The organism is Paenibacillus sp. MDMC362 (assembly GCF_003269305.1).
GTDB lineage: Bacteria > Bacillota > Bacilli > Paenibacillales > Paenibacillaceae > Paenibacillus_AQ.
Window position 1 is genome coordinate 18,883 of record NZ_QLYT01000041.1, and the last position, 26,823, is coordinate 45,705.

At 52.9% G+C, this 26,823-nt stretch carries 30 protein-coding genes and 1 riboswitch; of the genes, 7 read left to right on the forward strand and 23 right to left on the reverse strand.

All coding sequences use genetic code 11. The features are described 5' to 3' along the window. Positions 1 to 34 precede the first annotated feature (34 nt). The 8 genes from DP091_RS20570 to DP091_RS20600 all read right to left on the reverse strand — a co-directional run bounded on the left by DP091_RS20570 (position 35) and on the right by DP091_RS20600 (position 6,490). A complete protein-coding gene (locus DP091_RS20570) occupies positions 35 to 1,810 on the reverse strand; it encodes a hypothetical protein (protein ID WP_113060040.1) in 1,776 nt (591 codons plus the stop codon). A 17-nt stretch (positions 1,811 to 1,827) separates the two neighbouring features. Next, a complete protein-coding gene (locus tag DP091_RS31985; protein ID WP_015737373.1) occupies positions 1,828 to 1,962 on the reverse strand; it encodes a hypothetical protein in 135 nt (44 codons plus the stop codon). Between the two features lie 23 nt (positions 1,963 to 1,985). Beyond that, entirely contained in the window at positions 1,986 to 2,420 is a 435-nt protein-coding gene (locus DP091_RS20575; protein ID WP_113060041.1) for a phage tail assembly chaperone, read from the reverse strand. A 135-nt stretch (positions 2,421 to 2,555) separates the two neighbouring features. After that, positions 2,556 to 2,963, reverse strand: coding sequence for a phage tail tube protein (locus tag DP091_RS20580; protein ID WP_006212545.1), 408 nt, complete (start codon positions 2,961 to 2,963; stop codon positions 2,556 to 2,558). A 60-nt stretch (positions 2,964 to 3,023) separates the two neighbouring features. Continuing rightward, positions 3,024 to 4,487, reverse strand: coding sequence for a phage tail sheath family protein (locus tag DP091_RS20585; RefSeq protein ID WP_113060042.1), 1,464 nt, complete (start codon positions 4,485 to 4,487; stop codon positions 3,024 to 3,026). Between the two features lie 2 nt (positions 4,488 to 4,489). Continuing rightward, on the reverse strand, positions 4,490 to 4,699 hold the full coding sequence (locus DP091_RS20590) for a YqzN/YkzM domain-containing protein (protein WP_113060043.1): 210 nt from the start codon (positions 4,697 to 4,699) through the stop codon (positions 4,490 to 4,492). A gap of 10 nt (positions 4,700 to 4,709) precedes the next feature. Further along, positions 4,710 to 5,549: a hypothetical protein gene (locus tag DP091_RS20595; protein ID WP_113060044.1), complete on the reverse strand. Its 840-nt coding sequence runs from the start codon at positions 5,547 to 5,549 to the stop codon at positions 4,710 to 4,712. Positions 5,550 to 6,013: 464 nt separating this feature from the next. After that, positions 6,014 to 6,490, reverse strand: coding sequence for an ArpU family phage packaging/lysis transcriptional regulator (locus DP091_RS20600; protein WP_113060045.1), 477 nt, complete (start codon positions 6,488 to 6,490; stop codon positions 6,014 to 6,016). 297 nt (positions 6,491 to 6,787) lie between these two features. On the opposite strand from DP091_RS20600, the gene DP091_RS20605 reads away from it, so the two are divergent. Next, positions 6,788 to 7,207, forward strand: coding sequence for a helix-turn-helix domain-containing protein (locus DP091_RS20605; RefSeq protein ID WP_113060046.1), 420 nt, complete (start codon positions 6,788 to 6,790; stop codon positions 7,205 to 7,207). Between the two features lie 71 nt (positions 7,208 to 7,278). Further along, positions 7,279 to 7,704 carry an ImmA/IrrE family metallo-endopeptidase gene (locus DP091_RS20610; protein WP_076324780.1) on the forward strand — a complete coding sequence of 142 codons (426 nt, stop codon included), beginning with the start codon at positions 7,279 to 7,281 and terminating at the stop codon, positions 7,702 to 7,704. Between the two features lie 189 nt (positions 7,705 to 7,893). Here the strand turns inward: DP091_RS20610 and DP091_RS20615 are convergent, their stop codons facing one another. Then, entirely contained in the window at positions 7,894 to 8,679 is a 786-nt protein-coding gene (locus DP091_RS20615) for a hypothetical protein (protein WP_258394636.1), read from the reverse strand. Between the two features lie 61 nt (positions 8,680 to 8,740). Between DP091_RS20615 and DP091_RS32400 the strand changes: the two genes are divergently transcribed. Beyond that, positions 8,741 to 8,941: a putative holin-like toxin gene (locus DP091_RS32400; RefSeq protein ID WP_113060047.1), complete on the forward strand. Its 201-nt coding sequence runs from the start codon at positions 8,741 to 8,743 to the stop codon at positions 8,939 to 8,941. Between the two features lie 194 nt (positions 8,942 to 9,135). On the opposite strand, the gene DP091_RS20625 is transcribed toward DP091_RS32400, so the two are convergent. The 7 genes from DP091_RS20625 to DP091_RS20655 form a co-directional block, all read right to left on the reverse strand. Then, the gene (locus DP091_RS20625; protein WP_113060048.1) at positions 9,136 to 9,915 is read right to left on the reverse strand and encodes an AraC family transcriptional regulator; all 780 of its coding nucleotides are present in this window, start codon (positions 9,913 to 9,915) and stop codon (positions 9,136 to 9,138) included. 6 nt (positions 9,916 to 9,921) lie between these two features. Further along, positions 9,922 to 10,518 (reverse strand): LysE family translocator, encoded by a 597-nt coding sequence (locus DP091_RS20630; protein ID WP_113060049.1) that lies wholly within the window; start codon positions 10,516 to 10,518, stop codon positions 9,922 to 9,924. 136 nt (positions 10,519 to 10,654) lie between these two features. Next, a complete protein-coding gene (locus tag DP091_RS20635) occupies positions 10,655 to 11,014 on the reverse strand; it encodes a DMT family transporter (RefSeq protein WP_113060050.1) in 360 nt (119 codons plus the stop codon). A gap of 4 nt (positions 11,015 to 11,018) precedes the next feature. Beyond that, the gene (locus DP091_RS20640) at positions 11,019 to 11,588 is read right to left on the reverse strand and encodes a TetR/AcrR family transcriptional regulator (RefSeq protein ID WP_113060051.1); all 570 of its coding nucleotides are present in this window, start codon (positions 11,586 to 11,588) and stop codon (positions 11,019 to 11,021) included. A 192-nt stretch (positions 11,589 to 11,780) separates the two neighbouring features. Beyond that, entirely contained in the window at positions 11,781 to 12,587 is an 807-nt protein-coding gene (locus DP091_RS20645) for an energy-coupling factor transporter transmembrane component T family protein (RefSeq protein ID WP_113060052.1), read from the reverse strand. Continuing rightward, positions 12,584 to 14,266, reverse strand: coding sequence for an ABC transporter ATP-binding protein (locus DP091_RS20650; protein WP_373456940.1), 1,683 nt, complete (start codon positions 14,264 to 14,266; stop codon positions 12,584 to 12,586). Before DP091_RS20650 ends, DP091_RS20645 begins: the two co-directional genes overlap by 4 nt. Beyond that, on the reverse strand, positions 14,259 to 14,888 hold the full coding sequence (locus DP091_RS20655; protein WP_113060053.1) for an ECF transporter S component: 630 nt from the start codon (positions 14,886 to 14,888) through the stop codon (positions 14,259 to 14,261). The genes DP091_RS20650 and DP091_RS20655 overlap by 8 nt, the downstream gene beginning before the upstream one ends. Before the next feature lie 90 nt (positions 14,889 to 14,978). Beyond that, positions 14,979 to 15,091: riboswitch (TPP riboswitch) on the reverse strand. Positions 15,092 to 15,255: 164 nt separating this feature from the next. Between DP091_RS20655 and asd the strand changes: the two genes are divergently transcribed. Continuing rightward, positions 15,256 to 16,059 (forward strand): archaetidylserine decarboxylase, encoded by an 804-nt coding sequence (asd, locus tag DP091_RS20660; protein WP_113060054.1) that lies wholly within the window; start codon positions 15,256 to 15,258, stop codon positions 16,057 to 16,059. A 75-nt stretch (positions 16,060 to 16,134) separates the two neighbouring features. Here asd and DP091_RS20665 read toward each other — a convergent pair whose 3' ends face one another. The 3 genes from DP091_RS20665 to pdxR all read right to left on the reverse strand — a co-directional run bounded on the left by DP091_RS20665 (position 16,135) and on the right by pdxR (position 19,924). Beyond that, positions 16,135 to 16,989 carry an SDR family oxidoreductase gene (locus tag DP091_RS20665; RefSeq protein WP_113060055.1) on the reverse strand — a complete coding sequence of 285 codons (855 nt, stop codon included), beginning with the start codon at positions 16,987 to 16,989 and terminating at the stop codon, positions 16,135 to 16,137. A 623-nt stretch (positions 16,990 to 17,612) separates the two neighbouring features. Continuing rightward, entirely contained in the window at positions 17,613 to 18,398 is a 786-nt protein-coding gene (locus DP091_RS20670; RefSeq protein ID WP_113060056.1) for a helix-turn-helix domain-containing protein, read from the reverse strand. A 59-nt stretch (positions 18,399 to 18,457) separates the two neighbouring features. After that, entirely contained in the window at positions 18,458 to 19,924 is a 1,467-nt protein-coding gene (gene pdxR / locus DP091_RS20675; RefSeq protein WP_113060057.1) for a MocR-like pyridoxine biosynthesis transcription factor PdxR, read from the reverse strand. Between the two features lie 124 nt (positions 19,925 to 20,048). Between pdxR and DP091_RS20680 the strand changes: the two genes are divergently transcribed. Next, positions 20,049 to 20,663, forward strand: a complete 615-nt coding sequence (locus DP091_RS20680; RefSeq protein WP_113060058.1) for a pyridoxamine 5'-phosphate oxidase family protein — start codon at positions 20,049 to 20,051, stop codon at positions 20,661 to 20,663. Positions 20,664 to 20,788: 125 nt separating this feature from the next. Beyond that, the gene (locus DP091_RS20685) at positions 20,789 to 22,087 is read left to right on the forward strand and encodes an aminotransferase class I/II-fold pyridoxal phosphate-dependent enzyme (RefSeq protein ID WP_113060059.1); all 1,299 of its coding nucleotides are present in this window, start codon (positions 20,789 to 20,791) and stop codon (positions 22,085 to 22,087) included. Between the two features lie 79 nt (positions 22,088 to 22,166). Here DP091_RS20685 and DP091_RS20690 read toward each other — a convergent pair whose 3' ends face one another. Then, on the reverse strand, positions 22,167 to 22,838 hold the full coding sequence (locus DP091_RS20690) for a hypothetical protein (RefSeq protein ID WP_113060060.1): 672 nt from the start codon (positions 22,836 to 22,838) through the stop codon (positions 22,167 to 22,169). A 244-nt stretch (positions 22,839 to 23,082) separates the two neighbouring features. On the opposite strand from DP091_RS20690, the gene DP091_RS20695 reads away from it, so the two are divergent. After that, positions 23,083 to 23,211 carry a sporulation protein YjcZ gene (locus DP091_RS20695; RefSeq protein ID WP_113060061.1) on the forward strand — a complete coding sequence of 43 codons (129 nt, stop codon included), beginning with the start codon at positions 23,083 to 23,085 and terminating at the stop codon, positions 23,209 to 23,211. Positions 23,212 to 23,341: 130 nt separating this feature from the next. Here the strand turns inward: DP091_RS20695 and DP091_RS20700 are convergent, their stop codons facing one another. From DP091_RS20700 to DP091_RS20710, 3 genes are all read right to left on the reverse strand, one after another. Beyond that, positions 23,342 to 24,562: an ABC transporter permease gene (locus DP091_RS20700; protein WP_113060062.1), complete on the reverse strand. Its 1,221-nt coding sequence runs from the start codon at positions 24,560 to 24,562 to the stop codon at positions 23,342 to 23,344. After that, entirely contained in the window at positions 24,559 to 25,311 is a 753-nt protein-coding gene (locus DP091_RS20705; RefSeq protein WP_113060063.1) for an ABC transporter ATP-binding protein, read from the reverse strand. The genes DP091_RS20700 and DP091_RS20705 overlap by 4 nt, the downstream gene beginning before the upstream one ends. Before the next feature lie 119 nt (positions 25,312 to 25,430). After that, positions 25,431 to 26,777 (reverse strand): DEAD/DEAH box helicase, encoded by a 1,347-nt coding sequence (locus tag DP091_RS20710; protein ID WP_113060064.1) that lies wholly within the window; start codon positions 26,775 to 26,777, stop codon positions 25,431 to 25,433. Between the last annotated feature and the right edge of the window lie 46 nt (positions 26,778 to 26,823).

Here is a 26,823-nt window from a genome sequence, read left to right on the forward strand (position 1 = left end):
AGATCGATTTCATGCCTGCTGTTAACCATCATCTTCAATAGGCCATCGGAGTCGGCTTCCGGTTCTGCGCCGCTTTGCTGAATTCGGCTCTTAGCCGCTGGCCGATCAGAAGAATCAATCCTTCCACATCGATCGGGTGTTCCTCATGCACTGTTACCTGCACCGCGCCTGGAGGAAGATTGTAATTCACGGTTGTCTCCGTTTTGAAATCCATCAGCAAGCCGGATATCGTGCTCATCTGCTCCGGGCTGATCTGAACGGATTGCGGGGAGGTTGGCTTCCCTGTTAAAGCTTGGTTTTGCGCTGCACTCGCGGGTGGACCAAAAGATCCACTGCTTGAAGAATGACTAGGCGGCACATACGGGCCGTATGTCGGGTTCAATGCTGGATTCGGCAGCAGCGGCTTGCTGAAATCAGCCGGCGCTGGTTTCGGAATGATGGGAGCCGGAAGGGCAGTCGCACTAGAGGGCGGTGCCTTCGGAACATCCTTCGGTTGAGCAGCTTCCTTGTCTTTTTTCCCGAAGGAAAACGTACTGGAGAACCACTTCGATACCTTCTCCTTACCTTCGTTGAACTTGTCACCAATCCCGGAAATGGCGCCGCCCACCTTCTCGCCAATAAAGCTTCCTACGGTGCCGCCAAGCGTTGAGCCGATCATCGTACCTGCAACCGGGATCACGGAGCCAACGATGCCGCCGATCGTGCTTCCAATACCTCCGCCGACGGCAGAGCCTATGGCTTGGTTTCGTTCTTTCCCCGGCTTGGCTGAGGCAATTGCGGTCGCATCGGCTATATATCCCAAAGGGCCGAGGGCACGTTTGCCAAGCCCCTTCATCAAGCCGGAGCCTAGGCCGCTTTCGCCCGCATTTTTGACCGCATTCGCTCCTGCGCTACCTCCAGCGGCCTGCTTAACTGCATCAGATCCTGTACCAGATATGGCAGCACTCGCCAGGCCTCCGGAAACGAAGCCGCTGGCACCACCGCCACCAAACATCCCCTTGGTCAAATCCATGGCACCCTTGACCAAATCTAGCGGTCCTTTTGCAAGCGTACCAGCGGTTTCTATTAAGTCACCCCCTTTATCAGATATGTTACGAAATTTGCCCCACTTCGTTAAAGGCTTTTCCACCTGTTCAGTCTTGGCGGTAGCCGTATTTTGATTGGCTTTTTTGCCTCTTTGTCCAGGGCGAACGATTCGACCTTTGTTGACCTCGGCGGGCTTATTCTCGACAGGTTTATTTCCAGAAAAAGCCTCTTTAGCGCCTTTGAATTTACCTTTCAATTGGCCGCCGCTTCGAAAAGTTGCGCCAAAGGCGGTTACAAGTCCTAAAGCACCTATAGCCATATCCAAACCAGATTTTTTACCGTTCCCGCCGCTTCCAGGCTGAAGCGATCCAAGCGCAGCCGTAAGCTTGTCCACCGCAGCCGTATTCGCTGTCAACGCATCGGTCAACGGAGAAAAATCAAGCCCTGCCGCCCGCACATCCACCTTGACGCTCGCCTCGATCTGCTTCTGCACGCTCAGGTTTAGATTCGTATCGATCTGCTTCTGCACATTCAGCTTCACATTCGCCGAGGCCTGGATCACTTGGGACTTCACCCGCTGCATTTTGGCAAGCAGGTTGTCCAGCCCCTTCGAGGCGCTGTCCTTCAGCACGATTTCAGGTGCCATGCGGGTACGGCCAATTCGGAGAACCCGTCCCTGGATCCGCTCAAAATAACGCTCCATCGCCCGCAGCTCGCGGTTGGCCTTGATCACGTTTTTCGGATCTATGACCAGATTCATGCGATAGTTCATGGCTTCAGCCATTTCATTTCACCTCCTGTTCACTTCAAACTCTGACCGGCCATGCCCTCGATCTCCTCCTGGGAGAAAGCGAGCAGCAGCAGGCGCTCGCCTCGCGGGAGCCGCCAAAAATCTCCGGGACGAAGGTGATGCCGGACCCACAGATGATACAGCATCGTCGTCATTCCCCCGGAGCCGATCAGTTTTTTAGGTCAGCAATCTCAACTCCGAAGCCGGACAACTCCAGCACTTTATCGCCTACGGCATCCAGCTCTCCGGCCAGCAGCATGCGGCGGACCGCCTGCTCCCCGCCCGACAGCTTCAAGCGGCTTGTAATCCGCGGATCGCCCCAGCCGCTAAGCGTCAAACCCTTTACCGACAGACTGCTCGTGGCCTCGGAAATTAGCAACGCATTAAACGTCTCCGTATCCACCTTCTCATCCACCGCACCCTTTATCGTACGGCGAACGGTACAGCGCTCGCGGATGCTGTCCACCTTGCTTGAAGTCAAGCCCTGCAGCACCATCTGCATATCCAAACGCTTAATGCGCACTGTTTCCTCCGGCAGCTTCTCGGCTGCCTCAAACAGACTGTCCAAAATTTGCTCTTCGCTCATGTTCTCGTGCAAGCTCATGCGTGTATCTCCTTTACTCATAAAATAATAGATTTCATCTTCCTATTGAAGCGGGCGACGATCGCCCGAATCAGGCATTCCTTACCGGGCGATCCCCGCTTTGTGACGCACTTGACCTTGATAACAAGAAACCTCTTAATCCCCCTGAATCGGATCCAACAGCTCGTACCCCTCAAAGGTAAATGAAGTTTCCTCCTGCACTTCTTCACCGGCTGTCCAGTTGGCCAGCTGGATTTTGTCCGGCATGCAGCGGATCAGACGAACACGCTCATGGCCGTAGGATTCGGGATCATCCAGCTTGGAGATGATATCGAATTTGGTGAAGCCGCGAGAGATCATATCGGAAGTAACTTTGTAACCAGTCATCGTGCCGGTTCCTTTTTTGCTGCCGTTTTTGTGCACCGTCCAGTCGTTGCCGACCAGCTTCAGCTCGCGCTTCTCCAATTCTACGCTGGCTTCCAGCTTGTTGATGTGTGTCTGCCAAACCCCGTCAATATACGCCTGGCCGTATGTCCCCATAATGACTCTTGAAGCATCCAACATATTAAGTTCCTCCTCGATTTCTTTAAGTTTTTATAAGAAAAATGTTGATCGGCGTTCTAGTTATTGCACGTAAAATGTGCCGAAAAGTTGCTCCATCACGTCGGTCAGTTTCACGTTCCACTGCAGGAAGACCTGATCCGGCTCCGGCGTGTTCACGGCGGAATCGCCATAGTACGCTGGATCGAGAATGACGTCATAGCCGTCCGGCTCGATGACATTGCTCAGCGACAACGAAGCGAGATATTCCTTTACGGCACCGATCAGCGCCAGACGGCCTTCCTCCGTATTGTTCACCTTGCCGATGTAGGTCTGCTCCGCGGCCAGCTGCAAATCCGCATGGATCGCGTCCATCACGCGGATGGAACGGATTTTTTTCCAGGCATTGTTTTGGCCTTCCGCCGGATTCACCAACGTGTTAATGCCGCGCAGCGCCTTCACCTGACGTCCGTCGTAGAAAAGCACGAACACGCCATTGCGTACAGCCTGCTCCTGCTCGGAACGCGTCCAGCGGCGGGTCACATCCTCGAATGGCGTTACCGCGTATGTAGCGGATTGGTTCAAGCGTTGACCCGCGATAAGCCCGGCCACATAAGCAGCCGTCTGGGCAGAACAGTAGTTCACGCCGGACAGACGCACGCCCGTACCTACATTGATAATCCCTTCATGGTTCAATGCAAGCGAACGGGCCGCCGCCAGTTTGGCTGCATCCTTGGAGATGTCGTCCGCAGCGCTTCCGCCGAATACGGCCATCACGCCGCGTCCTTCTTGACGAAGACGCTTCACCCAGGCCGCAAAGCTCTGCAGCAGAGCCATATCCGCAGCATAATCCAGGGCCAGTACGTTGAATTCCTGGCCTTCGACCGCATCCTGCATCTCGATATAATCTGCATTCGTCAGTCCGGTGTTGCCGCTCTTGCCTCCGGACAGAACAGCTCCGTTCACATCGGCAGGAACGCCGGCCGCTTCCAGTACGGTAGCCGTAACCCAGAGGTTCTCGTCTTCATTGATTTGCGCCGCAATCGACGCTGCTGTGCCATCCAGGCTTGTATAGGTACCAAGCAGCTTGGCGCCTTCATAGAGACGAAGCTCGCGTGCTGCCGGGTCGATCAGCGACGGCTGCACGGTTACGGAGAAGCCGTTGCCACGACTGCCCGGATATTTCGCCTGCAGCTTCAGCACGTCCGAAGGCGTAGCTTCCGCATTTTGCAGCGTTACGCTAGCCGCTGCCGCGGTGTTATCTGCCAGGCGATAAGCCAGCAGCTTCTTTGGCCCGCCAAGCAAGGCCAGATAGAGCGTTTCGTAAGCCGTAGCCCCATCCTCGCTATCCGCGGAATACAGCTCGGAAATCGCGGACTCGCTGCCGATTTCCACGAACTCGCGCACCGGTCCCCAGTTGGCTTTAACCGGCACGACGACCGTGCCGCGGGATCCGCCTTGGATAGCCGACGCGGCGGCCGCCTTGAAATTCATATACAAACCCGGAAGTACCGGTTTATTTGTGCTTTCCCATGTTCCACCTGCCATGATTAGACCACCTTCGCTTTCATAAATTGTTGGATTCTTTCTTTGACTTCGGTTACCGTGAACAGCTCTCCGTCTGCCTCATACATGGCACCTGCGAGCACTTCCGCCCGAACCTCGAACAGTTCCTTGGCGTGCGTTACGAGCTCATCTAGCGCATATCGCGGAGCGCTGATACTGCGAGCTTCTGTCTTGAGTGTTTTTTTTACAGCCATTGTGACCACCTCACTTTAAAATTGGATGAACGTTAATGCGCCTGATCAATGCAGCTTCCTCCGGTGAACGCATCTTCCGCTGCGCCAGAGTCAGCTTCAGCTGCCCGTCCAGAATGGGATCGGCCTGCATATCGGAGGAAATCTCCGCAACGGATAAATAGCGGCGATTCTGTGAATCCAGCATCAGCTGGACCTGGGTACCAAGCTCCTCCACCAGCCTTGAAACCGTGAGCTGCTCGTCCACGGAATCAAGAGCGGCAATATGCCCGGTAAAGGTTTTGCGAACCTCGAACATCGAAGCTCCCGCCATCTTGGTCTCGCAGCCCGTCATCCGCCATAATACGGCGTAATCATCCCGTCCCGCCGGCCATGCCGTATGATAGATGCGCCATGGATCGCCCAGTACTTCTCCTGTCCAGGCTGTCAACGTATGCAGCCACTCGTCGGGTTGTCCGATGGAGCCTGCCCCGGATGCTTGCGGCATATAGATGCCGAATCGCAAGACCCGGATCATTTTGCCTGAAACAGAATCGAACTTGTCGGCTTCCGGCACACCCAAATAATGAAGCTTGAATGCTTTCCCATCGGCTCCGATCACCCGCTTGCGATGTAGTCCCGGGATTAGAAGTTCCACCCAGCGATCCAACGGAAGCAATTCGGAACGATCCGCATACAGCTTCAATCGCACCACCTGCCGGTATCCTGCCCATGAGGATTTCCAAACGTCCTCTCCCAGCGTAATGACGCCAAAGAAAGGCTCGCTAACCCCATCCGGCGGATGTACGTCATATATTCGGCCTTCAAGCTCGGGGACGATATCTAGAGTGGCCTGCTTGACCGCCCCTCTCATTCCGCATATGGCCGGGTGGCTTCCGGTCGGTTGTGGGATAACCAGCTTCTTGCGGCTTTCACATGCTTGCGCAACACGGCCCCCTCCTTTCCTTCATATATAGAGCATCGAAAATGAAGCAACCGAAGCCTAAGGCCGCAGCAAAAAACCGGTCCTTCATAAGGCCGGCTCACATCTACACAGTGTGTGTTCGGTATGCTCTGTTTAACTTCATTTCCGATAATACAATCTTACACCCCTAAATTGGATGCGCTGACGCCTTATGGGACGGATAATGCGGAACTTAAAGTGGAATGTCGGCGGAAAATAGTACGAACTTACGTTCGTATTTATTGCTGTTTTCCCCATTTCATTTTAGGTTCTGCCTCATGGTGCGGTATCTTCATCTTGATATAGAAAAAACCGGAGGGCCTCATTGAGGTCCTCCGGTTTAGGCTCGGTTTAATTATCCATCTCGGCGATGATCAGTTCATTTTGCTCTTTACGGACTTGTCCAACTCTTGCAGCTTCAGCAGCCCCCTGTCCGCTAAAGCCAGCGCCAGTTTATAGAAGGCCCGGGTGCGGATCTTGGTATACGTATCCTTGCTGACCGGCGGTTCGAGGATATGGTTGTACACCTTGTAATCGAATACGTCGTCCTGCTTCATGTAACGTTCCCGAATCAAGGTCTGTTCTCTCTCGCCAAGCCGTTCCACGATCGACTCGATGATCTCGCAATACTGCTTCCTGGCCGCAGGCATATCTACATTATATATGGCAACCGATGCCGTTTGGTCCGAGGTGACGTTGGTCGGTCCATGAAATCGTTCCGTGTAGGATGCCGTGACGCTCGCCTCCCTGACTTCGAATGTAATGGTTTTATAGATACGATATTTCTCGAATATCGCTTCAACAGCACTTTGGGTCTTTCTGCGATCCAATTCCGGCAAAAATGGATTCATTCGAAAAACACTCCCTTTTGATTGTCGTTGTCGAGGTTGGCTTTGCCATTTGGCAGAAGTTAGTCTCACCTCGAGTGTTCGTATTCTGTTCGTATTTTTCATTAATATACCACTATTTGGAGACCCGCGTAAACCTTCAAAAGGTTGAACTATTCGCGGGAAATTGGAGCGTACCTTTCATATTCTTGCCTTTTGGCAATAATACTCCCTTTTATTTTACCTGTTGGCAAAGGTGGTGGATGTGTTTATACTATAAGTAGATGTTTCAGATGGACTATGGTGAGGAGTGGCCGGAACGTGGATCACATATTTGGATCATACTTGAAAGAGATAAGGGAGAACAAAGGCTGGAGCATCAATCAGCTGGCCCAAGCCGCCGATATCAGCGGATCGCAAATCTCCCGGATCGAGAATGGGCTGAGGGGCATCCCCAAGCCGCAAACACTTCGCAAAATGGCAGAGGCACTCGAAGTTCCCTATGAAGAGCTGATGAATAAGGCGGGTTATCTGCAGCAGGATGCTGCCAAGCATGAAGACATCTCGGCTCCCGCTTGGGCAACCTCCAGGGATAAACGGGATTTCAAGAAAATGCTTGAAGATGACGGTGAGCTCATGTTTGACGGCGTCCCTCTGAACGAGGAGGACAAGCAGCGCATCAAGGACGTTCTGACCGGACTCTTCTGGGAAGCCAAGCAAATGAACAAACGCAAGAAATAAATCTACATGGATAAGGAGATACATACCGATTACAACGATTCAACCAATCCCAATATTGCAGGTGAACCGGCATGGATGATCATTTACAACCCTTAATCCGTCAGCTGATCAAAAAACATCATACTAACTGCCCATTTGAAATCGCGACTTCCTTGGGCATACATATTCGATTCGCAGATTTAGGCCAAACGACCAAAGGGCTGTATTTCCGTAAGCTGAGGCGGAGATTCATCGTCATCCACAATCAGCTGCCGCCGCCATGGCAGCGCTTCGTATGCGCGCATGAGCTCGGGCATGACCGGCTCCATAAGGGAATCAGCCGCTTTTTTCTGGAGGAGCATTCCTATTTCAGTCCGGGCAAACTGGAGCGGCAAGCGAACCGCTTTGCCATTGCCCTATTGACGGCGGGTTTGGCTCCCGGACCGGGTGAGTCCTTACACGAGTTCTATTTACGAGCTGGCATTCCACAAGAAATGCTATATTTTTTTAGATTCTGAATGAACATATGTTCCTTTTTTGAGTGAAGGATTCCAGATGGCTAACTCCCTCCTGCGAGCAAAAAAGCAACCCGCTCTTGACATGACATCAAAAGCGGGTTGTTATAGAAGCCAACGCCTCCCTTGGACAAGAGGTTAGCAGCTGAGGATGGCAGCAGGTTATTCTATATGCCGTCCGTTTTATTCCGTTCAAATCGGTTCAAAGATGGCTACCTGCCGTTTGCCCACCTTCATATGCTGAATCCTTTGAAACCGGTCATGCTTTAATTTTTGCCCTTTGTCGGATATGACCGCAACCACGGAGCGGCCAGGATCCAGGATGGAATGAATGCCGTTAAAGAAATCCTTCACCGGTTCATCGCTTCCGCCGCCCCAGCTAACCAGGTCGCCATAAGGGAGATCGGTCATGACGATATGGGTTCCCTTGCAGGAGACGGCCAAGCTTTTCTCCGGTTGGGTTATATCGGCTTGAAAACAGACCTTCTCTGCCACACGGGACGACCTTAACAGCTCCCTCAATCGGCCAGCGCTTTGCAGCGCATCCTGGTGAGACGGCTTCTGATACAACGCCAATAGTTCTTTCAACTGTTCGGTGCGTTGTTCCAGCCCCTCTTCGCGGAGCAGCGACAGGTTTTTCGCGGCTATACCGAGCACCTCTGCGTTAATGTCAGAGCCGATGATGCGATGAATGCGCTGCCCGTGCAGCAGCCCAACCACCGTCAACAGATACGCCCCGCCGCAGCAGGGGTCGAACAAGGCATACGGCCCCTGTACCCCTTTTTTCTCCAATAGTTGAAAGCACCGCTGCACAATCTCGCTGGCTAGTCTGACAGGGAACGAAGTCGTTCCCTGCGCATTATACAGAACCCGGCCGCTGGCGAAATCCTCGTAGCTGCGCTGGGCTGATTCATAGATATATTCCATTCGAATGATTCCTTCCATCCGGCTAAGCCTGAGTAATTTCAAATAATCCAAATACAGATTAACATCCCTTGGCCCTATCTCAAAATCCGGTTCCGGCTTGGGAGGTGATGCCATGGAAGTATACCAAACATTGACGCTAATGATTTCATTCGCGACGCTGGTGGTGTTAATACTTTCGTTCCATAAGAAAAACCGTCTATCGACGTACATTCACAGAAGACAGACCGCGTATAGAGGACGTTTTTCTTGCGATTATCGAATGAGTTCAGCTTCGCTGAAAACTTATAAATTCTATAATCTTAAAAAGAAATAGACCGCCCTTGGTCAGGATCACGGTCTATTTCTGATCGGATTTCCTACAGCCGGCCGCTCTTATAGCGGTACGTTGTACGCCGGGATCGTGTTCGCGCACGGCCCCTTTTACATTCTATACACATTATAACGGAGTTTATTCACAAATGCCAAGCCTGGCTTGAAAAATCGCGCGAATGATCGGCACCTGCCGCCTCACTTATCCAGATGGGACATATAATCAAACGCCGTCGTGCCGTACACATTCTTGAAATGCCGATTCAAGTGGGCAAGATCCGTGAAGCCGCACTGGGTAACCGCCTGATATACATCCCGGCTGTCCTCGATCAGATGTTTGGCGCGCTCCACTTTGCAGTTCAGATAATACTGATAAGGCGACAGCCCCGTATTTGCTTTAAAGTAACGGATGAATTGATACTTCGACATCCCGAACTCCCCGCTTACTTCGTCCAGACGGAGAACATGATCCAGATGGTCGTGCATCATTTCTTTGGCCTTCCGCATAAATACGCTGTCCTTCCGACTATCCGGGTTCAGAATATCCTCGTTAAAATGCCCCGCCAGACCCAGCAGCAGCTCGCTGCTTCTTGCCTCCGGCTGACCCGTGAAGATCGACCTCGTCACATCCAGAATGCTCTTCCGCAGCCCGGCGTGATATACAATCGGGGATTGGAACCGGACGATATCCTTTTTCTGAATCAATTCCAGAAATAGCTCCGGATGAATATAGATCATCACATAATCGATGCCCGTTCGTTCCTGGGACCAGCCATCATGATTCTGCTCCGGATGGAACAGCATAACCCCGCTTTGGTAAGAAGCCTGCTGACTGCCGTCCAGCGAGTACTTCTGAATGCCGCGCAGCGTGACGCCGAGGGCATACTCCTCGTGATAATGCTTTTTATATTTGAAATCCGTCAGGCTCGCGGACAGCGCCGTAATGCCCACCGCTTTTTTATAGATAAACTGCTCCATCTTCCATCACCCCTTTATGAGCTCCGGTATGCCCGATACGACGATTGCCGAGTACAGCAGAAACAAAGCCAGGATCGTGTTGGTCGTTCTCCGATATTTTTGCATAATTCCTTGAAAAAGGCTACCACACATGGCCCAGGTCATATACGCGGACAGACCGATTAACGATACCGCCACAACAAACGCCGAGATGACAGGACCTGCCGTATAATACGGCATGACGTAGCTCGGAATGACCGTCAGCGTAAACAATACCACCTTCGGATTGAGAAACTGCATCAGAAAGCCGGACGTGAAGGACGCCGTTTGATTCGTGCCGGACTTGGATACGTCCATGGTATACACCTGATACGTGAGATACAGCATGAACAGGCAGCCTACGATCCGCAAGATGGGCAGTACGATTGGCATGCCTGTAGACAGCAGCTGGCCCAATACCACGGAAGCAGCGATTAATAAGAAAAAAGCGATGGAGGCTCCGGCAATGTAGCGCAAGGTCTTCTTCATGCCGGAATGCTGAACTGAAGACAAAATGACGATGTTGGATGGTCCCGGCGAGAAAGCCACGATAAAACAGTAAATAAAAAAAGAAGACAGGTTCATGATGATAGCTCCTAACAAAGGAATTTCCTTTGTCATTATAGAGCTGGAGGCGAAGCGGGGCATAGTACATTATTGCAGCGGAACAAGAGCCGCATGAATGCGGCTCTTCCGCAGATTCCAGTTCCTTCTATCGCCCTTAGTGATCGGACTGGTACGTCTTCGGTTGTTCCTGCGCATGCGCGCTGCCGGATAGATTCAGCAGAACGACCCCTGCGATGATCAGCAGGATCGAGAATATTTTCAGACCATTCAACTGCTCCGCAAAGAACATATAACCGATTACGGTAATGATCATGATGCCAAGCCCCGACCAGATCGCGTATGCCACGGATATTTCAATCTGCTTCAAGCTCAGCGTCAGGAAGCTCAAGCTGCAAATATAGAATACCACCAGCAGCACGCTGGGCAGCGGTTTGCTGAACCCCTCCGACAGCTTCATGTTCAGCGTCCCCGCCACTTCAAACAGAATAGCCAAACTTAAATAGAACCAATGCATAATCTCAAGACTCCTCCCGTTTCTCTGCGGCAATCCCGAACAGCAGGATGTCCATAACGGACTGCAGCAGCTCCCCTAGCGGCAATTGATGCTTCACCGTTGCCCTCGAATCGTAAATCTGATGGAGCGACCCCAGATACAGATCGATGAACAGCCGCATATGAATTCGTTTGATGCTTCCCTCGGCCATGCCCCGCTCCATCAGCTCGGTGACAATGCCCCATTCCTCTCGGAAAAAGGTGTCCAGCTTCTCCCATTGCGCATAATGCGTGCGCTTCAGATCCGGCAGCATCCCCAAATCCATCTGCTCCATCTCCTGGGGCAGACAGATTAGAATCTGGTGAATCTTCTCCAGAACGGTAAGCCCCTCATCCGCCGCAATTTCACGTTCGCGCTGCTGGATGTGCCGGATCATCCCGTCAATGATATGTTCAACAATCTCTTCCTTGGATGAGAAGTGCTCATAGATCGTCCGTTTACTAATCGCAAGGCTGCGGGCCAGGTCACTGACCGTAAACGTAAATCCTTGCCGCTGTATCAAGCGGATCGTTTCATTCAATATTCGCTCGCGCAAGTGAACTAACTCCCCTTCTGGTACCATAAATACTATTCTGGTACCATCAGTATTATAACGCCTCGATCAGCATGAAATCCAGACATGATTTTTTAAATATAACGGGGCAGAAGATAGCTTAACTTTGAATCTCATAACAAAAAAAGCCCGCTTACGTAACGTAAGCCGACTCTTTTCGCTTTCACCAACCCTTTAATCAAACCGCACGTCACCAATGCCGAACCATGGAAAATATCCGGCTGCGGCATAAGCGAAAGCGGCCGCAACTGCGAGTAATCCGATAACCAGAAGGTCATAACGCGAATAACGAGACGGATAATAATACGTCCGGGACTTCGCCTGATCGCCGTCGAATTGCTTGGCCTCCATCGCAGCGGCCACCCGATGGGCCCGGCGGATGCTCTGTGCCAGCAGCGGCACCACATACAGTCCTGCGCGGTTCACCATGCCGCGAATTCCGCGAATCGGGCGGACTCCTCGTACCTTCAAGGCTTGGCGGCGGATCACATATTCCTCCCATACCATCGGCAGCAGCCGGATTGAAGCCATGAAGCTGTATGCATACTTGGGCGCAAGCTTCAGCTTCTGCATCAGGCTATAAAATAAATCCACCGAGGACGTTGTCGTCACGAGCAGCAGCCCCTCCGAAGCAAAGGCAATTCCCTTAAAGCCCAAATGCAGCCCCCGGTAGAAGCTTTCTTCCGACACCCGGAACAACCCCCACTCCCACCAGATCGTCTCTCCCTTACCGAACAGCATCATGGAAGAGGCGGACGATATGAAGGCAAGCAGAAACGGAATGAAGAACAACAGCATTTTCCACGGCTTCACCCCGCTGAGCACCACGAGACAGACCATAAAGATGAACGCCTGGTACAAAACAAAATCAAGATCATGGGTTAACACCGTCATGAAAAAAAGCGCACAGATTAGACCCAGCTTCACCACCGGATTCGCCCGGTGCAGCCAAGTGATCCGCACGGGGTTCCATATGTTCATGCGTTCACCCCCGTGAGGCGATGATCGGCCGCGGCTGAGGTACCTTGAGGGCCTGCAGCGCCGTTTACTCCCTTAGCCGTCTGCCCGGATGCAATCCGGCCAGACCAGCGCGGAGAAGGCATGCTCGAGGTCAGCTGTCCCTCCCGGATTTCCCATACATGCGTGGCGACCCGCTGCGCGACCTCCATTTCATGCGTCACCATGAGAATGGCGGTTCCCCCGCGGCGGAGCTGCTCGCACATCTCCAGGATCGCGAACGTATTCCGTGCATCCTGTCCGAAGGTCGGCTCATCCAGGAGCAGGACGGACGGATGCCTCGCCATGGCCGTAGCCACGCTCAAGCGGCGCTTTTGGCCTGTCGACAGCTGATACGGATGCCTGGCCTCCAAGCCTTTCAATCCAAAGCGTTCAAGACAGCGGTCGGCCTGCGCCTTCGCTTCCTCCGGCGGCACATGATCCACCAGCAGCGAGTACACCACCTCATCGCCGATGCGCTCCGTCAGGAATTGAAGCTCCGGATTCTGAAACACGAACCCGATTTGACGCAGCTGCTGCTCTCTCTTCTTCCGCAGCTTCCTGCGCTTGCCCTGAATGACCTCTTCCCCGCAGAGCATATAGGTCCCTTCGGCGCGAAGCAGCCCCATCAAACTGAGCAGCAGCGAGCTTTTGCCTGCTCCGTTCGGGCCTACGACCGCAATAAACTGTCCCGGAAACACCTCGGCCGAAGGGAGGCTGATGACCGGTTTATCCCATCTCATTCCCCTGAAATTCGCCAATTGAATGACAGGCTCCCCACATTGAGCGTACGGCGGAGCAGCCTCATGCAGGAGATTACGATTACCCTGCTCATCGCCAAGTGCATCGACCGGAGCAAACAGCTCTCTGCCCGCCCGGGTCTGCGCATAATCTTCCCATACGCCGGGATACCAGATTCCATAGGCTTGGAGTTCCCGCTGATATTCTGCGAATATCGCTGCTGGAGGTCCTTCGCCCAGAATCACGCCATCCGGGCTGAACAGTACGACACGATCCACGTATTTGGCCATTTCTTCGATCCGGTGCTCCACGATGATCAGCGTCCGCCCTTCCGATACGGCCTTCACCGCGGACCAGATTTGCTCCCTTCCTTCCGGGTCGAGCAAGGCAGATGGCTCGTCAAGGAACAGCACCTCCGGCTCCAGCAGCAGAGCCGAAGCCAGCGCTAACCTTTGCTTCATGCCTTGGGACAAATGCCCGATCGGCATATGAAGCTCCTCAAGATCAAGACCCACCTCGCGGAGCGCCGCTTGCATCCGATCCTTCATCTGGTCGCGGGGGACACTTAGGTTTTCCAATACGAAAGCCAGCTCTTCATCCACGTACGGCATGCAGAACTGGGTATCCGGATCTTGGAATACATAACCCCAAGAGCGAGGAATCAGCTGCGACTCGCATTTCATCGGCACCTCCGTTGCGCGGGGAATCATCCCGCTAAGCACCTGCAGCAGCGTGGACTTGCCGCAGCCGCTAGGACCGAGCAGCAGCACCTTCTCCCCGCGGACAGCCGAGAAGGAAAGGTCTTTGAACATCAGCCGCTCCTCGCCCGGATACTTCAGACGCAATCCCTCCACATACATGGCCGGTTCCGGAACCATCTCAGCGGACTGAGCCGAAACCGGGCTAACCGCGGCATTAGACATGGCGCGGATCATCCAGTGCTTCGTAATCCTTCTTCGACGCAGGACGCAGCAGGGATGTGACGCCCGTGCGGTCCAAGGCTTTGGCCAGCAAGAGCATGAGCAGGCCTGCAATGACGGCGCCGCTGAGTACCCGCATACCGTATTTGGCCAGGAACATCCACGTCTGCAGGTCATCGGTATAGCTGTAATAGAAGTCCATCATCATCGATCCGATGGCTGCGCCTGCTCCGGCAATCGCCAGCGTCCACGCCGAGGTGCTCCGATAACGGAACGCCGCGAATACCAATTCTGCCCCAAGTCCTTGAATGAGGCCATATAGCAGCAGAGTCAATCCCCAGCCGCTGCCAAACAGCACTTCCACGTGGGCAGCCGCCACTTCCGCAATGATGGCCACTCCCGGCTTTCGGATTAGCAAGTAAGCAAGCGTGGCTGCAGCGAACCACATTCCGTATAACAACTCATCCGCTTCAAAGAACAGCGGTTTTAACAGATTATAAACCGAACCCCAGAAGTGATAAATGACGCCAAGCACCAGCGATACCAGCACCGTCACCAAAATATTGCTTAACCGCAGCCCTTTTCGAGGCTGAACCCCCAACTTCTCTTGCACAGATGTTCCCATAACCACACATTCCCCTCTCCACCTCTATTTTTGTGTAAACACAACAAAAAACCGTCTGGAAAACGCGCAGACGGAAAAATAGGCCCTATGTAGGCAGGGTCGGATATTCTCTACGCTGGCATTACCCAGTTCAGATTAACGGTCAACAGCGGATAACAGCTGCAATCTCAGCCTGATTCACTCAAGCCCCCGTATTCCCTATTCGGTTTCATGTTAATCTTAAAATACACATTCGTTCTCCAATTAGCAAGAACCTTTTTTCAAAAATGGCTATTTATTGATTTCCAGCTCATTCTATGTCAATATCAGAGTGATTGGCTTTTCCACCAACGTTTATTGCTGACACCTATGCACAAAGGAGAATGACATGGCTAAACAATTGCTGCGTCTGATGACTGAGCTGTCCTCCCGCAAGTGGCTGTCCCGAATCATGGGGCATTGTTCCCACAGCCGGCTGAGCCGTCATCTAATACCTGCATTCATACGAATTTATCAAATCCCGGCGCATGAAGCGGAGAAAGAAATCCACGAATACCGCTCACTGAACGAATTCTTTTCCCGCCGGTTAAAAATAGGCCTGCGCGCCATAGACGACACCGCCGATGCCATGGTAAGCCCCGTCGATGCCACGATTTCGGCGATGTGCGCCGTTAATGCCGGCACCATTCTGAGCGTCAAGGGACAGGATTATACCCTGAGCGAGCTGCTCGCCAAGTCACCGAGAATGGAAAACTACATCAACGGTTATGCATTTGTATTGTATTTAAGCCCAACCGATTATCATCGCATTCATTCCCCGGTAACCGGTGTTCAGGCGGAAAGCGAGCATCTAAAGGGACGCGTTTACCCCGTGAACGATTTTGCGATGACCCATATCCGGCGTGTGCTCAGCCGTAATGAGCGCCTCATTACCTATATTGCGCATGAGTTCGGCGAAGTTGCCGTCGTGAAGGTCGGAGCCATGAACGTAAGCAGCATCCGTTATGCGGACGAGAACGTGAAGAAATACGAGATCGGCGATGAACTCGCGTACTTTGAATTTGGCTCTACCGTCGTGCTTTTGACAGAGAACGGCACGTTTACTCCGCGCGGTGACCTGGGACCCGGATCCAAGGTAAAAATGGGAGAGCTGCTCGGTTTGCTCCACCCGTCCCCGACCAGAAAAGGGTAACTCCATTCACCTTATCAAGCCTCACCAAGCATCACACGACAAGTTAAGGCCATGAACCATTCGCTTCATGAATGATTAACGCCGGTCCAGCATCCGATAAACGATCCGCTGAAACAGCCGATCCGGCAGTACGCCCTTGATCCATGCGGTCAGCCGCGTACCTCGGGGCAGCCTATAGCGGAACTTCGGTTTGGACATGGACGCAATGTTTGCCACAAGCCTGGCTACCTCCTGCGGATCCCCGCTCCCCCTGGCTGTCCGCTCGGAATAGTCCAGCACGCCCTTCAGCAGACCGCTGTAGGGTGATCCTTCCTTTACCGTAAGCTCCCCAAAGCTTTTATTCCAGATCGGCGTGCCATAGGCACCGGGCTGGATCAGTACGACATCGATGCCAAAGGGCATCAACTCCATGGACAGGCTCTCGCCGAACCCCTCCAGCGCAAATTTGGATGCCGCATAGGGACCATAACCCGGAAAGCCGACCACGCCGCTAATGCTGCTCATGAGAATGACTTTGGATCGTCCCGTCTTGCGCAGCAGCGGGAGCATATGCTGCGTCACCGATACGGTCCCGAAAAAATTCGTCTCCATCTGCTTTCGCCAGCCGCTGAGCGGTACTTCCTCCACCATGCCGCCTACCGCTTCGCCGGCATTGTTTACCAGCACGTCCAAGCGGCCGAACTTCTGCTCTAACTCCCAAGCAGCAGCCTTGACTTGCTCCTCCATGCATATATCCAGCTGAAATACGTGAATGCGTTCGGCAACGTCTGCTTGCTCGGCTCGGGTCAACAGCTCTGCAGCCGCCTCCGGCCTGCGCAGACCCGCTGCCACGTCATAACCCGCTTGTGCCAGCTCCAAGCTGATGAGCAGTCCGAACCCGCTCGACGCGCCCGTGATCAGCACAACCTTTCCTGCTCCAGCCGTTACCACCGAATCACCGCTTGGTCCGCCCTTGCCACTTTACCCTTCACACCCGTCACCCTTCCGTTATCCGTAATGCCTGTCCGTCCATTAAAAATCCTGCGATTAGCGCAGCGCTTTATGCATATCCCTAATATAACAAATATTCGCAATCTCAACAGAGTCCCTATTCGTATATGCATCCTGTTATAACGTAATCAGACGGCCCCTATTCCCATGCGCGTCCATTAAATAGCACCACAAAGTGGAGCCTATGCTTCGATGCTTATTCCAAATACTTTGCGGGGACCCCAAAAACATATCAAAAAAGGGAGCCATTTAGCTCCCTTTTGCGTTCATCCAGAAAAAAACGTATATGATAACGGGATTCTACGTCCCCGTATGTAGGGCAAGTCTCATTAAAACCACACGTTCTGATGATCCTGAGTCGTTGTCTTCATGCGGCGCAAGCGATTTCTGAATATAGCGCAGCCACCGCGACTGAAGAAGCGTCCACGCACCCGTCTTCTTGGGCTCATTCCTCTCTCCCCCCTTCATATATTTGAAACTGTACGTCGTTTTTACCCTAAAGCGCTTGCTATGAAACCCATTTGCCCTTCGACTTGCCAGGTAAGTTATGGAAGGGCGGGAAATCACCGAATCTCGGATGGGCTCTTGCCCGTATACTGCTTAAATTGCCGGCTGAAAAAAAATATATCCCGGTAACCCAGCGCGTCGGCTACCTCCGTTACGTTCATCCCCTGATGCAGCAGCAGATGCTGCGCCCGCTCGATCCGCATCTGAATGATGTAGGATTGTACCGGCGTGCCGATCAGCTCCTTGAACTTGATCGAGAAGTAACGGGGGGACAACCCCGCTCTGGCCGCCAAATCCTCGACCCGATGGGGAACACCCGGGTGCTGGCGGACGTAATTCGCGATTTCATGGATCGCTTCGGACAGCTGATTGCTTGCTTTTTTGACCACCGGCTCAGCAAGATCCGAACGCAGCAGATGAATCATCAGCTGTTTCAGAATCAGTTGCCCCTCCTCCAATGATCCATAGGGCTTGTCCAGATACAAACGCACGTAGCGCGCGAGCAAATATTCGAAATCCATCGTTTCCGTCAGCTTGCGATAGGATGCAGGGATATGCTGAACCGGGTCGGCCACGTCAAAATGGATATATGTCAATACGAGCGGTTTCTGCGGATTATGCGTCGCGCTCGTATGATCTCCTGGTCGGAACAGGAAGCAGCTTCCTTTTCCCACGGCAAAGGGCTCGTCATTGAGCTCGACCGTGCCTTCACCGCTCCATACATAGAACAAATCATAATTCTGCATGGGTCTTTCGCGTTTTTGCCATTTCCAGCCCGGCTCACATACGATTTTGGCAAGCGCAGGCATGATTATAAAAGAAGACGGCGATGCATTCAGCATCACGTCATAACCCCCTCATCTCATTCAAAAATTAACCTCTTTTCCATCATACCCGTTTTTTATGTTTTTTGCATGTCCCGCCATGCCTGCGCCATCCGGGCAACCCCTTCTTCGATGCTGGATAAACCGAGATGCGAGAAGCCGAAGCAGGCGGCAGGCGGCCCGGGCGTACGATGATAGGCCGCTGCATCCCGAAACATGACGCCGCGCTTTCGGGCAGCCTCCTGGAACAGGACATACTCTTCCCCGGAGCGCAGCCAATTCGCATAAACGTGGAGCCCGGCATCACCGGGGTGAAGACGAAACAGTTCGGAGGCATGGGTATCCATCGCCTGGCGAAGCGCCCCATACCGTGCGCCGTACAGCCGGATCATTCTTCTAAGATGCCGACCGTACCCCCCTCGCACAATAAAGCGCGCCAGCGCGCGCTGCTCCAATACGGCAGGCGAGATCGGCTCGTACAGAGCCTTGGCCTGCACGACCGCCTCAACCAGGCTTGGGGGCAGCACGGCATACCCGATGCGGAGCCCGGTAAACATCGTTTTCGAGAACGAACCGACGAAGATGACACGTCCCTCGTTATCCAGCATCCGCAAGGGCTCAATCGGCTTGCCGCCCCAGCGGAACTCGCTGTCGTAATCATCCTCGATAATAAAGGCCTGGCGGCTTCGTGCCCAAGTCAGCAGCGCCCTTCTCCGCTCGAGCGGCAGGACCGCGCCCGTCGGGTATTGACGGCTGGGGCTTACGACAAGCAGGCCGGCGTCCCAGTTACGCGGTATCAATCCGGCATCGTCGACGGGGGACGGCAGCGGAATCCCGCCGCTCAGGCTTATGCCCCGGTGGATTCCCTGATATCCCGGATCCTCCATCACCACGTGATCGCCGGGATCAACCAGCAGCTGAAACATCAAGACAAGCCCCTGCATGGAACCGCTGAAGATCACGATATGCTCGGGATCTGCCTGTATGCCCCGCGTAAAGCGCAGGTGCCCGGCTATCGCCTGACGCAGTTCGATATCCCCTTCCGGCGGCGCGCCGTTCCGCAGTTCGGCTCCCCCGCTTCCGCCTGCGTAGGATAACGCGCTCCGCCACTCCGAATAGGGGAAATCCTCCATGGGCATCCTCGCATTCGCGAAAGAGATCGTACCCGGGGGTGGCTCCTCCAGCAGCTGCTGAGCCGAGACATATTCCCCGCTTTGGCCCATCAGGCGTTGTCCCCAAGCGGAGAGCACCGGCGCCCGCTCGGCCAACGGCGGCTGGTCTGCCATGGCAGCAATCCCTTCGGCCACGTAAGTTCCGCTGCCCTGCCGGGATACAACGTAACCCTCGGCCATCAGCATGTCATAACACTGCGCGGCCGATCCCCTGGACACGCCATACAGCTTTGCAAGCTCACGTGTTGCGGGAAGTCGGGTTCCTTCCGGCAGCTTGCCGCTATGAATGGCCGCGCGAATTGCGTGGTATAGAGCCAAATATTTATATCGATATTGTTCCACATAGGTCTCGAATGGCAATCCCAGCTCCATAATGACGACTCCTCTATTGTTATTCTTTAAAATTGGACTATATAAATTACTCTAAATTGGCGCTTTTTCCTTGTCAATGTTCATCGTATGCTGTTAATCAAAATGATAGGGGGAGCGTTTAACCATGAGAAGAGACGAATTTACGATGGAGGATCAACAAGAAATCGAGGACTTCCTTAGCGGCATGAACTTTGGTTTCCTTGGAACGGCCGATGAAGAGGGAATTCCGCGTGTAACGCCATTGAACTACGCCTATGTTAACGGCGCGTTCTATTTTCATGGCAGCCGGATGGGGGAAAAAATGGACCATCTGCGCCGGACGCCTGCCGTGTGCTTTACCATCGCCGATGAATATGCCCTGATCCCTTCCTATTTCTCCGATCCGGAGATGGCCTGCCCGGCAACGGCCTACTTCAAAAGCGTAACGGCTGTCGGCGAAGTGGTAATCGTGGATGATCTGGAGGAAAAAGCGCTTGCGATGGAGGCCCTAATGACTAAACTGCAGCCTGAAGGCGGATACCGTGCCATCGACGCGAATGACCGGGCTTATATCCCCAGACTGAAAGGGGTAGCCGTCATCAAGCTCGCTCCGCAGCGAATGAGCGCCAAATTCAAGTTCGGCCAGAACCTGAAGCCGGATCGGCTCCAGGCCGTAGTCGAAGGGCTTGAATGCCGCGGTAAGGAGCGGGATGAGGAAACCGCCGGACTGATATGCAAATATCACACTGGACCGCGTTAAAGCATTGCAATTATCCGTGACGGTTCCTGGGGTAGGTGGTATAATGTTAGGCAATGAAAACGTAAAGGCAACTTGTCACCTGCACTTACCTTAACCAAAAGTATTCGGAAGGAAGGAATCAGTTCATGAACCCATTGGTTGGTCAATTGAATGGAAAAATGCAAGCCGGCAATCCGCATGTGTACGACATGCTCTCCACACTCGGCAAAGAAATCTACTTCCCGAAAGAAGGCATATTGAGCCAATCTGCGGAAGCAACGAGCCATGCGAAAAAATATAACGCAACGATCGGTATTGCAACCGAAGGCGGAGTCCCGATGCATCTGGGCGTCATCCAGGACAAACTTTCGGCTTACCAGCCGAAGGACCTGTACCCGTATGCCCCTCCGGCAGGCAAGCCGGAGCTCCGCTCCGTATGGCGAAACAAGATGATTCAGGAGAACCCTTCGCTTGAAGGCAAGAGCTTCAGCAATCCGATCGTCACGAATGCGCTGACGCACGGACTTAGCATCGTAGCCGATTTGTTCGTGGATGAAGGGGACGCCGTTATTTATCCCGATAAGAATTGGGAAAATTATGAGCTGACATTCGGCATTCGCCGCCATGGCATTCATGTAACCTATCCTCTCTTCACAGACGATATGAAATTTAACGCCGAAGGACTTCGTCAGGCTCTGCTGAGCCAGAAGGATAAAGGCAAAGCGGTCGTTCTGCTGAACTTCCCGAACAATCCGACGGGTTATACGCCTGGCGCTCAAGAAGGGGCCGCCATCGTGTCCGCGATCCAGGAAGCAGCCGAAGCCGGCATGAATATTGTGGTTGTTACGGATGATGCGTATTTCGGATTGTTCTTTGAAGACTCGCTGAAGGAATCGCTCTTTGGACGTCTGGCAGGCCTTCACCCTCGCGTGCTTTCTGTGAAGGTTGACGGAGCGACCAAGGAAGAATTCGTATGGGGATTCCGTGTTGGCTTTATCACGTATGCGGCAGAAGATAAAGACGTGCTGGACGCACTGGAGCAGAAGACGCTCGGTATTATTCGCGCTACGATATCCAGCGCCTCCCACCCTTCGCAAACCTTTGTGCTGGAGGCGCTGAAGGCGCCGGAATTCCATGAACAGAAGGAAGAGAAATTCGCCATCATGAAAGGCCGCGCCAATAAAGTGAAGTCCATTCTCGACAGCGGCAAATACGGCGATGCATGGGAATACTATCCTTTCAACTCCGGCTACTTCATGTGCCTGAAGCTGAACTCGGTAAACGCCGAGGAGCTTCGTTCCCATCTCATCCATGAGTATGGCGTGGGAACCATCGCCCTTGGCGAGCATGATCTCCGGATCGCCTTCTCTTGTATTGACGAGGAGTATTTGGAGGATCTGTTCGACCTGGTCTATAAAGGGATTCAAGACCTGCAGAAGGCTTGATGATCCGCAAGCAAACTCTTGAGCCCTCTCACTTTCCTGTTGGAAGCTGGGAGGGCATTATTTATGTTCAGCGACACTCCTACAATACACCGTTCATTCCGCCAAATATCCGACCTAAAACATTAAAATATATCATGATCAAAGACAATATAAGTGCTATTGGCAGAACGACTATAAATTGTATTTTATTTTTAGGAATAAGCAATAAAACCAAGACCATGATGAGATATATCCCCATAAGCCAAGGAATTAAATAGTAATGAGTGTGAATGGGTAAGTAAGCGTGACGTAATTCAAACCCTTCCGACAGCAAGACGGTGATTGGTAGCGCCGCAACAATATAAGAAAACAATCCATTTCCACGCGCATACCACATAATATAAGCGCACACGGGAGATACCACTGCGCACATTCCCCAAAACACAATTTCTCTCATTGGGAAGAAATCTAGAAAAAGCACGGTGTAAGCATAATTCACGGTAAGCATCGATCCAAAAAAGACGAATATTTTTACAGCTGCTACTTTGGGCGAATAGCTGAAAACTGATAAAAGTGTTGCTACAAATACCCAAATACCAAGACGTCCACCGATATCGTCAAATATGGGGTTGATACCCGGGTTATCCACAAGTTTTGCTGCTAAACCCAAAATAACTCCGATCATCATTGCACTTACTATTGAAAAGACTTTTTGTTTTGTAGTTGATTTGTACCCTACTCTAATTTGATTCAACCTATGAAGCATTTCCATTTCATTCCTCCAACTCCCGTGGTTATTTTACATCCTAACACAAGTAGTTTGAGATTAGGTGACCTATCCGACTGCACCCGCCTCAAATGGCGCACATGCTAAGCGCACTAATAAAGACCGGGGAGAATCATCCCCGGTCTTTATTTTTTCTTCTGCCACAAATAAACGCTCGCCCATACACATAGACCATTAGCTACATACAATACCGTGTACTACAAATCAACGAACTGAAAGGGGAATGAACATGGGTGCAGTTGAAGAAGTAAGATACGGCGGCGGATACGGCGGCGGATACGGCGGTGGATACGGAGTTGGAGCAATCCTGGTTCTCTTTATCCTGCTCGTTATCATCACTCGTTCTTTCTGGGTGTAACGACAACTAGATAACAACCTAACAGAAATCGCAGGTCGCCACACCACGTACTGCGATTTCTGCAACCGGAATAACCCATACTATAATTACAATAGAAGGCCGGGACGTTAACGTCCCGGCCTCTTCCCATTTATTCGTCATCATCGTCTTCACGTCGGCTCTTCCGGGCAGCGGCGCTTCGGAATAGAAATACCAGCACGATCCCCGCAGCCAGTGTACCCAATATGCGTCCGGGGGCACTCAGGATGCCCGGAATGAGTGGGAGCCACAGGAGGACAGCCCAAAACAGCTGCACCTGGAAGATCAGTTTCCCTTCATTGGCGCGGCGCGTACCTTCCGGAAGCGGGTAGACATGCAGCCAGAACGATTCCGGGTGAAGCTTTCGCAGTGCAGACAGTTGGAGTCCGATAATCATCAGGCTGACCAGATACACCATCGCCGATACCATACTCTCCCGGGTTGCCCACACAAGAAAGGCACCCAACAGTCCGACCCGAATCAGTATGCCGAGAATATCACTCCGTGTCAGGCTCTTAATGAGAAGAAATCGATAGGCGCTTTCCTTCTTCCACGCCAATCCCTTGCCCCATCCGGACAGCCATTTTCGCGCGTGGACACGCTGCCCGCGCTGAGGCACATTCACGAACCAGCTCAGCACCATCATCACCCGGCTCGCCTGTCTCTCCTCAACGGCGATGAATCGTTCCCAAGCGACCAGGTGCTTGACGGGTACTGACAAGGCGGCAATATACGTGAGGCCGAGCAGCCCCATAAACAGGAGGGCGCGGCCTGTTGGATGCCATAACCAGGCGGCTAAACTCAGCGCCGGAACGATCCAGCGGAGTATCCGGTAGGCTGCCGCCGCGTTCCTTGACACCATGAGCTGCTCCTTCCAGCTGCCGAAGCTGGACAGCAGTTTAAACAGCGTCAAAACAACAAACGTTGCCAGGAGCGGTTTTGGCGAAACATCACTGCGTATGTATAGAGGCCATAGGATTAACGTCACCAGTCCTAAACCGATGATTTTATAAATGACGCCGCTGAACCATGCTTTACTGAAGTATTCCTTCATCCGGGATTCCTGCGGAATGAGGAACACCGTATCCGCCGGACGGAGATACGTCCGAATACTGCTGTTGATCATGAGGGGCACAAGGAAAATCATCATGATCCAGCGAATCGGCAGATCTGCCGGAATCTGCTGCAGTAGTGCAGTGTACCAGGCAGCGAATGCAATCAGAAGAAACAGAAATACGACGGCTACCCCGCTCTGTATGACATAACCCAGATAGGGGAGAATTTCACCCCAGAACTGCCCGCGTCGTTTGACATACAGCTCACGCAGATTCATTCGCCTTTACCGTCCTGAATCAGCACATTAAACAGCTCCTCCAGCGACATCCCCGGTCTTCCGGCTTGATCCTGGATTTCCTTCAGCGTTCCCTGAGCAATGATGCTGCCGCGGTGCAGCACGATGAACCGGTCGCAATAATTCTCAATCGTGGAGAGAATATGGGAGCTGAGCAATACCGAAGCGCCGGACGCCTTCAGCTCCAGCATGAAGTCAAGCAGCGAACGTATCCCGAGCGGATCAAGCCCAAGGAAGGGCTCGTCAATAATGTACAGCGACGGTCTGGCGACAAACGCGCACATGATCATCACTTTTTGGCGCATACCCTTGGATAAATGCGTGGACAGGCTGTCCATCTTTTCTTCCATACGGAACATCTTGGACAGCTGCTCCGAACGCAACTCATACTCTTCACGGGATACGCCATAGGATCGCGCCGTAAATTCCAGATGCTCGCGTACCGTCATCTCCTCATACAGCAGCGGGGATTCGGGAACAAATGCCAAGGAGCCATGATATGCTTCCGAATGCTCTGCCCGGCTCTTCCCTTGAACCTGAATGCTCCCTTTTTGCGGGTTCATCAGTCCGAGAATATGCTTCATCGTGGTGCTCTTGCCCGCGCCGTTCAGGCCGATCAAACCTACCATCTCACCCGGAGAAACCTGAAAGGTTATATCATGCAGAACCGGTCGATTCACGCTATACCCGCCGCTTAATCCTTGAACAGACAATACCGGCTGTTCACTCATTATCGATCACCTCTTATTCTGAAAAGTCCGGTCCCCATGGATGTCGATCACTTCCGTTGAATCGGACCCAAAAAACAACATACCGGCTGCAAGCTCCGCATGGACGGAGCTTGCAGCCATTAACTCCGTGGAGGCTTATTCTTCAGCCATTTCGGAGCGCCCTTGTTCTTGCGGTCCCGCTCCCTTTCACTCTGACGCTCTCCCGAAGCCTTGCCGCTTCCCGCCTTGCCATTGGCGCTGGTGGAGGCAGGCTTTCGGGCCGGCTTCTCTTTTCGAGCAGGACCTCCGGCTGACCCACGTGGACCATGTCCTCGATCGGCCGGTGTAACACGAGGAGATCTAACCTTTCCGCCATACAGAGCGCGTTCTTCAATCGATATGCCCAGCTCGCGATTGAACTTGCGCATGATGAACGTCTGACGGTCCGTTACGAGCGTTATCGCCATGCCGCTCCGGCCCATGCGTCCAGTACGTCCTGCGCGGTGTGTATAATGCTCGGCGTCAATAGGCGGATCGTAATTGATGACCATGCCGAGTCCTTCGATATCAAGTCCGCGGGCAGCGACATCGCTAGCCACCAAGAGCTTGGTACGCCCTTCTCTAAACGCATTCAAAACCCGGCTTCTAGTCATCTTGTCGGCATCACCATAGATGGCAGCCGCATTTAAGCCGAGGTAGTTCAGCTTCGCTTCTACCTCTGCCAAATCCTCAGTGGCATTGACGAAGACAATCGCACGGTCGGGATTGTAATGCCGGACCACGCGGCGCAGCATGTCCAACTTGTCGCGCTCTTCGGTCACAAAATAATAATGCTCCAGCGCGGACGGCGTCCGCTGCTCGGGATCAATCCCGATCTCGACCGGCTGATCCATCTCCTTCTTGACGATCTCTGCCGTCTCCGGACTCACCGTGGCGGATAAGAATACCAATTGACGATCGCGTAATGCACTGCGCAGAATGCGATCCACATCGCCGGCGCCGCCCAGATTAAACACCTGGTCCACCTCGTCCACTACGATCGTGCTTACTTGGTGCATCTTCAATTTCCGGATTTCGATCAGCTCCCGAACACGTCCCGGCGTCCCTACGATCAACTGCGGATGCAGCTTCAGCTTCTCAATCTGACGCTTGGCCGCGGCGCCCCCGATGAGACCGAGCACACCGATTCCGCGAACTTCCCCGTAACGTTCGCTCTCTCTCACAATCTGTACGGCAAGCTCTTGTGTCGGAGCAAGAATCAATTTCTGGGCTCCCTTGATCTCCGGATCGATCCCTTGAAGCACAGGCAGCAAATAGGCAAGCGTCTTGCCCGTGCCTGTCTGGGAAGTCGCAAGCACGTCCTTGCCTTCGAGTATGGGCGGTATAGCCTCGGCCTGAACGGGAGAAGGCGTGACAATGCCGAACTCCGTTAATCTGGAGGACAAATCCTCGGCTATTCCTAATGTATGAAATGTAGTTGCAGTCATATGTTAGTCCATCCTTTTTTTAGATATCAGAAGTCTATAATTCCAA

Coding starts and splice junctions, on each gene's coding strand:
- DP091_RS20590 (WP_113060043.1), bottom strand. CDS start 4,699: ATGGCTGTAAAAAAAACACTCAAGACAGAAGCTCGCAGTATCAGCGCT.
- DP091_RS20650 (WP_373456940.1), bottom strand. CDS start 14,266: ATGTCTAATGCCGCGGTTAGCCCGGTTTCGGCTCAGTCCGCTGAGATG.
- DP091_RS20695 (WP_113060061.1), top strand. CDS start 23,083: ATGGGTGCAGTTGAAGAAGTAAGATACGGCGGCGGATACGGCGGCGGA.
- DP091_RS20690 (WP_113060060.1), bottom strand. CDS start 22,838: ATGGAAATGCTTCATAGGTTGAATCAAATTAGAGTAGGGTACAAATCA.
- DP091_RS32400 (WP_113060047.1), top strand. CDS start 8,741: ATGGAAGTATACCAAACATTGACGCTAATGATTTCATTCGCGACGCTG.
- DP091_RS20645 (WP_113060052.1), bottom strand. CDS start 12,587: ATGAACATATGGAACCCCGTGCGGATCACTTGGCTGCACCGGGCGAAT.
- DP091_RS20685 (WP_113060059.1), top strand. CDS start 20,789: ATGAACCCATTGGTTGGTCAATTGAATGGAAAAATGCAAGCCGGCAAT.
- DP091_RS20680 (WP_113060058.1), top strand. CDS start 20,049: ATGAGAAGAGACGAATTTACGATGGAGGATCAACAAGAAATCGAGGAC.
- DP091_RS20625 (WP_113060048.1), bottom strand. CDS start 9,915: ATGGAGCAGTTTATCTATAAAAAAGCGGTGGGCATTACGGCGCTGTCC.
- DP091_RS20705 (WP_113060063.1), bottom strand. CDS start 25,311: ATGAGTGAACAGCCGGTATTGTCTGTTCAAGGATTAAGCGGCGGGTAT.
- DP091_RS20655 (WP_113060053.1), bottom strand. CDS start 14,888: ATGGGAACATCTGTGCAAGAGAAGTTGGGGGTTCAGCCTCGAAAAGGG.
- DP091_RS20700 (WP_113060062.1), bottom strand. CDS start 24,562: ATGAATCTGCGTGAGCTGTATGTCAAACGACGCGGGCAGTTCTGGGGT.
- DP091_RS20610 (WP_076324780.1), top strand. CDS start 7,279: ATGGATGATCATTTACAACCCTTAATCCGTCAGCTGATCAAAAAACAT.
- DP091_RS20585 (WP_113060042.1), bottom strand. CDS start 4,487: ATGGCAGGTGGAACATGGGAAAGCACAAATAAACCGGTACTTCCGGGT.
- DP091_RS20710 (WP_113060064.1), bottom strand. CDS start 26,777: ATGACTGCAACTACATTTCATACATTAGGAATAGCCGAGGATTTGTCC.
- DP091_RS20575 (WP_113060041.1), bottom strand. CDS start 2,420: ATGAGCTTGCACGAGAACATGAGCGAAGAGCAAATTTTGGACAGTCTG.
- pdxR (WP_113060057.1), bottom strand. CDS start 19,924: ATGGAGCTGGGATTGCCATTCGAGACCTATGTGGAACAATATCGATAT.
- asd (WP_113060054.1), top strand. CDS start 15,256: ATGGCTAAACAATTGCTGCGTCTGATGACTGAGCTGTCCTCCCGCAAG.
- DP091_RS20670 (WP_113060056.1), bottom strand. CDS start 18,398: ATGCTGAATGCATCGCCGTCTTCTTTTATAATCATGCCTGCGCTTGCC.
- DP091_RS20630 (WP_113060049.1), bottom strand. CDS start 10,518: ATGAACCTGTCTTCTTTTTTTATTTACTGTTTTATCGTGGCTTTCTCG.
- DP091_RS20570 (WP_113060040.1), bottom strand. CDS start 1,810: ATGGCTGAAGCCATGAACTATCGCATGAATCTGGTCATAGATCCGAAA.
- DP091_RS20595 (WP_113060044.1), bottom strand. CDS start 5,549: ATGAGAGGGGCGGTCAAGCAGGCCACTCTAGATATCGTCCCCGAGCTT.
- DP091_RS31985 (WP_015737373.1), bottom strand. CDS start 1,962: ATGCTGTATCATCTGTGGGTCCGGCATCACCTTCGTCCCGGAGATTTT.
- DP091_RS20580 (WP_006212545.1), bottom strand. CDS start 2,963: ATGTTGGATGCTTCAAGAGTCATTATGGGGACATACGGCCAGGCGTAT.
- DP091_RS20600 (WP_113060045.1), bottom strand. CDS start 6,490: ATGAATCCATTTTTGCCGGAATTGGATCGCAGAAAGACCCAAAGTGCT.
- DP091_RS20635 (WP_113060050.1), bottom strand. CDS start 11,014: ATGCATTGGTTCTATTTAAGTTTGGCTATTCTGTTTGAAGTGGCGGGG.